This is a genomic window from Streptacidiphilus sp. EB103A (genome assembly GCF_041261405.1).
In the GTDB taxonomy this organism is placed as follows: Bacteria; Actinomycetota; Actinomycetes; order Streptomycetales; family Streptomycetaceae; genus Streptacidiphilus.
This window is the reverse complement of sequence record NZ_JBGCAQ010000020.1, coordinates 201,734-208,074: the sequence shown is the minus strand read 5'-3', so window position 1 is coordinate 208,074 and position 6,341 is coordinate 201,734. Positions and strand designations below refer to the sequence as shown.

The following is a 6,341-nucleotide window of genomic DNA, read 5'->3' as shown; positions in this document are numbered from 1 at the left end:
TGATCTTCGGATAGCGCAGACAGACGATCATGTAGCGGCCACAGCCCACAGCGTAGACCTCGCCCGGGCCCCGGATCTCCCTAGTTCGGAGAAGGGACGGTCCACGCGAATTCCGTGGCCGACGTCCCCGCCAGGCTGGAGGCGCTGGCCGCGGGAGCCGGGCTTGACCGGGCCGGGCTGCACAGCCGCCTCGGCGCGGCCCTGGACGCGGTCGTCCACCTGGTCCGGGGCCCGGACGGCAGGCGCAGGGTGGCCGAGATCGGCCTGTTCACCCGGGGTCCGGACGGGCTGGTCGGCACCGAGAAGGCGGCTGAGTTCGCCCCGGACGGCCGGATGCGCGAGGGCCCCGCCTGGCCGCGGCTGGTGCGGCTGTGCGCCGGGGGAGACGGGACCGATCGGATCGACGGAGGGACGGCACGGTGAGCGGGTTGGGTTCGTGGTTGGGATCGGGATCGGGTTCGACGGGGGTGATGGCGGTGGAGTGGGCGAACGCGGCTGCGGCGGTGCTGGGGCTGCCGGTGCCGGTGCTGCGCGCCACCGCGGCCGGGGTGCTGCTGTGCCTGCTGGGATGGGGTGCCTGGCGGCTGGCCGAGCGTGATGTCACCCGGCGTCGGCAGGGGTGGCTGTTCCCGCGGTCACATCGGACGGAGCGAACAGCTGGGGCGTTCGTCCACAGGCTGGGGATGAAGCCGCGCGCGGGGACCCGTCCGCCGCCGGAGCTGCTGCTGCTCCCGCTGGGTCTGCTCGCGGCCTGGCCGACGCACTCGCCGCTGGTGGCGGTGGTGGCCGCGGGCGCCGTCCTCCCGGCGATACGGCTGCGCAGCCGACGGCGGACGGCCCGCCTGGAGGAGCGGCGGCGCCGGGCGGTTGTGGGTCTGTGCGCAGCGCTGGCCGGGGAGTTGCGCACCGGGGCCACGCCGCACCAGGCGGTGGAGACGGCGGTCTCGGACGGCACCGTTCCGGACGCGCAGGCGCTCGACTGCACCGTGCTGCTGGCCGCTGTGCGCTACGGCGGGAGCCTCCCGGAGGCCTTCCAGTCACTGGCCGAACTCCCCGGGGCCGACGGGGCGGCGGGGATCGCTGCCTGCTGGCAGGTGTCCTCGTCCAGCGGCGCAGGGCTGGCGGAGGGCCTGGACCGGGTCGCCGAGGGGCTGCGTGCCGAGCGGTCACTGGCGGAGAGCATCAGGGCGGAGCTGGCCGGGCCCCGGTCCACGGCCGGGCTGCTGGCGGCGCTGCCGCTGTTCGGCCTGCTGCTCGGCATCGCCCTGGGTGCCGATCCGCTGCGGATGCTGCTGCACACCCCCAGCGGGCTGGCCTGCCTGTTCGGCGGGGCGCTGCTGGAGTGGGCCGGGCTGGCCTGGACGGCACGCATCGCCCGGGGCGCGGAAGCCGTACCGGCGTAGTCGAGCGAAGGAGGGCACTGACCGTGGAAGCACAGGGGATCGAGATCGTCGTCTCGCTGCTCAGCGGGGTGACGGCGGGCCTGCTAGGGGCCCTGCGGGGTCGGGCCGTCCGGCGGTGCCGAGGACGGGCCAGAGCGGCAGGGGTCCCGTTGGAGGGGCCCGGCCGGTCCCGCCCGGTGTCGCGGTGGCGTCCTTCGCCGCGGCAGGTCAGGGCGGGCACGGCGCTGCTGCTGGGGGCGGGCCTGGCGATCTCGGTCACCGGTTCGACCGGGCTGCTACTCGGGGTGCTGGCCGGGGCGGCCGGACACCGCTACCTGCCGGAGCCGCCCTCGCCGGAGCAGCGGCTGCGGCGGCGTGACCGGGCCGCGCTGCTCGCGCAGGTGCCGCTCACCGCCGATCTGCTGGCCGGCTGCCTGGCCTCCTGGTGCGCCCCGGCCGAGGCGGCGGAGGCGGTGGCCGAGGCGGTCGGCGAGCCGATGGCGGGAAGGCTGGCCACGGTCGCCGCGGAAATCCGCACCGGCGCGGACGCGGAGGAGAGCTGGGGCCGCTTCGGCGCCGAGCCCGCGCTGGCGCCCCTGGCCCGCTGCCTGGCCCGGGCGGCCGCCAGCGGCGCACCCCCGGCAGCCGGCCTGGCCAGGCTCGCCGAGGGATCCCGGGCGGCGGCGGCCACCGCCGCGCAGGGACGGGTGCGCAGGGCCGGAGTGCTGGCTGCGGCCCCGCTCGGGCTGTGCTTTCTGCCGGCCTTCGTCCTGGTCGGGGTGGTGCCGGTGGTGACCGGCCTGGCCGGCAGCTTCCTGCTCCGGATCTGAACACGTACGACTCAACATCACGCACCGTCACATCACAGGCATTCCAACAGGCATTCCAACCGACGCAAGGAGAACCACCCATGAGTGACACCGCTGTCCTCGCCGCGCCCGGATCCCCCTTCGACCTGCTGTTCGACCCAGCGGAGGAGCCGACCGTGCCCGTCGCCGGCTACTGCCTCCGCCGGGTCCGGGCACTGCTGCTGCTCGCCGTGGCGGTGGCGCAGGCATGGCTGTTCTGCGGAGTCCACCGGCTCCGGCAACGGGCGGCCAGGCGCGGCTCCGACGCCGGGATGACCACGGCGGAGTACGCCGTGGGAACGGTCGCCGCGTGTGGTTTCGCCGCACTGCTCTACAAAGTCGTGACCAGCGGGGCGGTCTCGTCGGCCTTGCAGGGCCTGATCAGGCGAGCCCTCGGTGCGGTCTGACCGGGAACGGGCACGGGACGGGGGAGACGGCGGAGACGGGGGAGACGGCGGCTTCGTCACGGCGGAGACCGCGGTTGCCCTGCCGGTCCTGGTGCTGCTCACCGGGGTGCTGGTGTGGGGGGTGCTGGTCGGGGCCGCGCAACTGCGCTGCGTGGACGCGGCCCGGGAGGCGGCGCGGGCCGCGGCCCGCGGCGATCCGCAGGGGCGGGTGCTCGACACCGCCCGCAACGCCGGTCCGCGCGGTGCGACGGTCTCCGTCAGCGAGGGCGGGGACACCGTCAGCGTGCGGGTCTCGGCCACCGCCCGGGCCCCGGGCGGGCAGGGCGGCCTGCTGGCGATCGACGTCGCAGCGACGGCCTCGGCGGTGCGCGAGCCGGGGACCGCCGGCAGGGGCGACCGGTGACGGCCCGTCCTCCCTCCCCCCTGGGCAGGCGTTCTGACGCCGGGTCGGCGTCGGTCTGGCTGGTCGCGCTGCTCGCCCTCGGCGGTTGCGTCCTGCTGGGCGCGCTGGGGCTCGGTGCGGCCGTCACCGCGCGGCACCGGGCCGGGGCCGCGGCCGATCTGGCGGCGCTGGCGGCGGCCGGGAAGCTGCTCTGGCAGCCGGAGGCGGCCTGTGCCGAGGCGGCCAGGATCGCTGCGGCCCAGCACGCCCGGATGCTGGGCTGCGCCCTGCAGACCGACGGCGGCGAGGACGCGGTCGAGGTCTCCGTCGAAGTCCCCATGGCGGGGAGCCTGTTCCCCGGTCTGCCGTCGGCCCGGGGGCGGGCCCGCGCCGGTCCGGTCTACATCGACTCCGCACCGGGCCCCGTGCTCCCGGCGAGCAGCAGTCGCAGCAGCCGGATCGCGCCGCCCTTGTCCAGCGGTTCGTTGCCGTTGCCGCACTTCGGGGACTGGATACAGGACGGGCAGCCGCGCTCGCACTCGCAGGCGGTGATGGCGGCCAGGGTGGCGCCCAGCCACTCCCCGGCCCGCTGGAAGCCGCGCTCGGCGAAGCCCGCACCGCCCGGGTGGCCGTCGTAGACGAAGACGGTGGGGAGCCCGGTGTCCGGGTGCAGCGGCACCGAGACGCCGCCGATGTCCCAGCGGTCGCAGGTGGCGAACAGCGGCAGCAGGCCGATGGAGGCGTGCTCGGCGGCATGGGCCGCGCCGGGCAGTTCCTCGGGGAGCAGCCCGGCGTCCTCCAGTTGACCGTCCGTCACGCACCACCACACGGCGCGGGTGCGCAGGGTGCGCGGCGGCAGGTCCAGCTTGGTCTCGCCGAGCACCTCACCGGTGATCAGCCTGCGCTTCAGGAAGGAGACGACCTGGTTGGTGACCTCGACCGAGCCGAAGCAGAGTGTGGCGTCGCCCCAGGCGACCTCCCGGTCGGTGTCGAGCACCCGGATGGAGGTGGTGTCCCTGGCGACGGTGCTGTACGGCGGGTCGGCCTCGTCGACCAGGGCGACGGAGTCGTCCAGGTCGAGGTCGCGGACCCGGTAGGTCCTGCCCTGGTGCAGATGGACCGCGCCGGTGTGCACCGAGGTGTGCGCGGACCCCGCGTCCACGGTGCCGAGCAGCCGCCCGGTGTCGGCCTCGACGATCCGTACCGGATCACCGCCGCCGCCACGGATGTCCACCGCGTCGGCGGCCCGCTCCCGCCGGGTCCAGAAGTAGCCGCCGGGGCGCTGCCGCAGCAGCCCGCGCCGTTCCAGCTGCGGCAGCAGCGGCGCGGTGGAGGGGCCGAACAGCTCCAGGTCGGAGTCGGTCAGCGGGAGCTCGGCCGCGGCCGCGCACAGGTGCGGGGCGAGCACATGGGGGTTGTCGGGGTCCAGCACGGTCGATTCGACCGGCTGGCGGAACAGCGAGTCGGGGTGGTGCACCAGGTAGGTGTCCAGCGGGTCGTCGCGGGCGATGAGCACGGCCAGGGCGCCCTGGCCCGACCGTCCGGCCCGTCCGGCCTGCTGCCACAGCGAGGCCCTGGTGCCCGGGTAGCCGGCCAGCAGGACGGCGTCCAGCCCGGCCACGTCCACGCCCAGCTCCAGGGCGCTGGTGGCGGCCAGGCCGAGCAGCTGGCCGGAGTGCAGGGCGCGTTCCAGGGCCCGGCGCTCCTCCGGCAGGTAGCCGCCGCGGTAGGCGGCCACCCGGCGGGCGGTGGCCAGCCCGGCGGCCTCGGCCAGCCGCTCCTGGGCGATCACCGCCACCAGTTCGGCCCCCCGGCGCGAACGGACGAACACCACGCTGCGGACCTCGTCCAGGACCAGGTCGGTGAGCAGGTCCGCGGCCTCGGCCGTGGCCGAGCGGCGGACCGGGGCGCCCTGCTCGCCCTGGAGCTCGGTCAGCGGCGGCTCCCACAGCGCGAAGACGGTCTCGCCGCGCGGCGAACCGTCCTCGGTGACCTCGGCGACGGGCAGTCCGGTGAGCCGTCCCGCGGTCCGTCCCGGCTCGGCGGCGGTGGCCGAGGCCAGCAGGAACACCGGTTCGCTGCCGTACCGGGCGCACAGCCGGCGCAGTCTGCGCAGCACCTGGGCGACATGGGAGCCGAAGACCCCGCGGTAGGTGTGGCACTCGTCGACGACGACGTAGCGCAGCGCCCGCAGGAAGGAGGCCCAGCGGGTGTGGGCCGGGAGTATGCCCCGGTGCAGCATGTCCGGGTTGGTCAGCACCAGCGAGGCGTACTGGCGCACCCATTCCCGCTCCTGGAACGGGGTGTCCCCGTCGTAGGCGGCGGCGCGGACCAGGTCCAGCGCGCCGTCCCCGGCCTTGCGCAGCTCACCCAGGCGGCGCAACTGGTCGGCGGCCAGCGCCTTGGTCGGGGAGAGGTAGAGGCAGGTGGCTCCCCGGCCGTTGGCCGATTCGGTGCCGTCCAGCAGGGCGCTGAGGACCGGAGCGAGGTAGCCGAGCGACTTTCCCGAGGCGGTTCCTGTGGCAATTACCACATTTTGTCCACTCATGGCCAGACTCGCCGCTTCTGCCTGATGTGTCCAGGGTCGGGCGATTCCGATGCCTTCGACGGCAACGGCGATTTCCGGACGAATTTCTTCCGGCCAGTCCGCATAGCGGGCGGGGCGGGCGGGCAGGTGCTCCGTATGAGTGAGCCGATCTTGCCGTCCTCGGGCTCCCGTGAGCCTGTCGAGAACGGCCGCGGGCGGGTCCGGAAGCGGCTTCATCGGCAGTCAGTCTGTCATCACACCGGTGGAGATTCGCCTCAAGGCGTCGTGCTGCGCTGGTCGTAAGTGGTTGAATGCCATCGCGGCCGTGCATCGGGGCGTCTGCCCCTCAGTCGGCCAAGAATCGCAACGATGCCATCGCTGCAGTGCGTCTCCCGTCCCGGGGGGCGTGATGCTGTGAGAGCAAGGTGCTGGAGGTTCCGTGGACCTGTCCCTGTCGACCCGTACCGTTGGCGACCGCACGGTCGTCGAGGTGGGGGGCGAGATCGATGTGTACACCGCGCCGAAGCTGCGTGAGCAGCTCGTCGAGCTCGTCAACGAGGGTCACTACCACCTGATCGTGGACATGGAAGGCGTGGACTTCCTGGACTCGACCGGGCTGGGTGTCCTCGTCGGAGGGCTCAAGCGGGTACGCGCCCATGAGGGTTCGCTCCGTCTGGTCTGCAACCAGGAGCGCATCCTCAAGATTTTCCGCATCACCGGGCTCACCAAGGTGTTCCCCATCCACAGTTCCGTGGACGAGGCCGTAGCCGCGACCGACTGATCCAACGGTTCCCG

General features: G+C 74.3%; 7 protein-coding genes and 1 pseudogene. 7 read left to right on the top strand and 1 reads right to left on the bottom strand.

Annotated elements, in window-relative coordinates:
• The first annotated feature begins 114 nt into the window (after nt 1-114).
• From ABH941_RS30625 to ABH941_RS30600, 6 genes and pseudogenes are all read left to right on the top strand, one after another.
• Nucleotides 115-423, top strand: a complete 309-nt coding sequence (locus tag ABH941_RS30625; RefSeq protein ID WP_370132821.1) for a hypothetical protein — start codon at nt 115-117, stop codon at nt 421-423.
• Between the two features lie 5 nt (nt 424-428).
• Nucleotides 429-1,403, top strand: a complete 975-nt coding sequence (locus tag ABH941_RS30620) for a type II secretion system F family protein (protein WP_370132820.1) — start codon at nt 429-431, stop codon at nt 1,401-1,403.
• A gap of 23 nt (nt 1,404-1,426) precedes the next feature.
• Nucleotides 1,427-2,212, top strand: coding sequence for a type II secretion system F family protein (locus ABH941_RS30615; protein WP_370132819.1), 786 nt, complete (start codon nt 1,427-1,429; stop codon nt 2,210-2,212).
• A 230-nt stretch (nt 2,213-2,442) separates the two neighbouring features.
• Nucleotides 2,443-2,637, top strand: a complete 195-nt coding sequence (locus ABH941_RS30610) for a DUF4244 domain-containing protein (RefSeq protein WP_370132827.1) — start codon at nt 2,443-2,445, stop codon at nt 2,635-2,637.
• Complete coding sequence (locus tag ABH941_RS30605) at nt 2,627-3,040, top strand: TadE family type IV pilus minor pilin (RefSeq protein WP_370132818.1); 414 nt, start codon at nt 2,627-2,629, stop codon at nt 3,038-3,040. Before ABH941_RS30610 ends, ABH941_RS30605 begins: the two co-directional genes overlap by 11 nt.
• Nucleotides 3,037-3,357: pseudogene (locus ABH941_RS30600) on the top strand (Rv3654c family TadE-like protein); the annotation flags it as partial. The gene ABH941_RS30605 and the pseudogene ABH941_RS30600, both read left to right, overlap by 4 nt.
• Nucleotides 3,358-3,419: 62 nt before the next feature.
• Here ABH941_RS30600 and ABH941_RS30595 read toward each other — a convergent pair.
• Entirely contained in the window at nt 3,420-5,783 is a 2,364-nt protein-coding gene (locus ABH941_RS30595) for a DEAD/DEAH box helicase (RefSeq protein ID WP_370132817.1), read from the bottom strand.
• A 202-nt stretch (nt 5,784-5,985) separates the two neighbouring features.
• On the opposite strand from ABH941_RS30595, the gene bldG reads away from it, so the two are divergent.
• Nucleotides 5,986-6,327 (top strand): anti-sigma factor antagonist BldG, encoded by a 342-nt coding sequence (gene bldG, locus ABH941_RS30590; RefSeq protein ID WP_030253930.1) that lies wholly within the window; start codon nt 5,986-5,988, stop codon nt 6,325-6,327.
• The last annotated feature ends 14 nt before the right edge of the window (nt 6,328-6,341 follow it).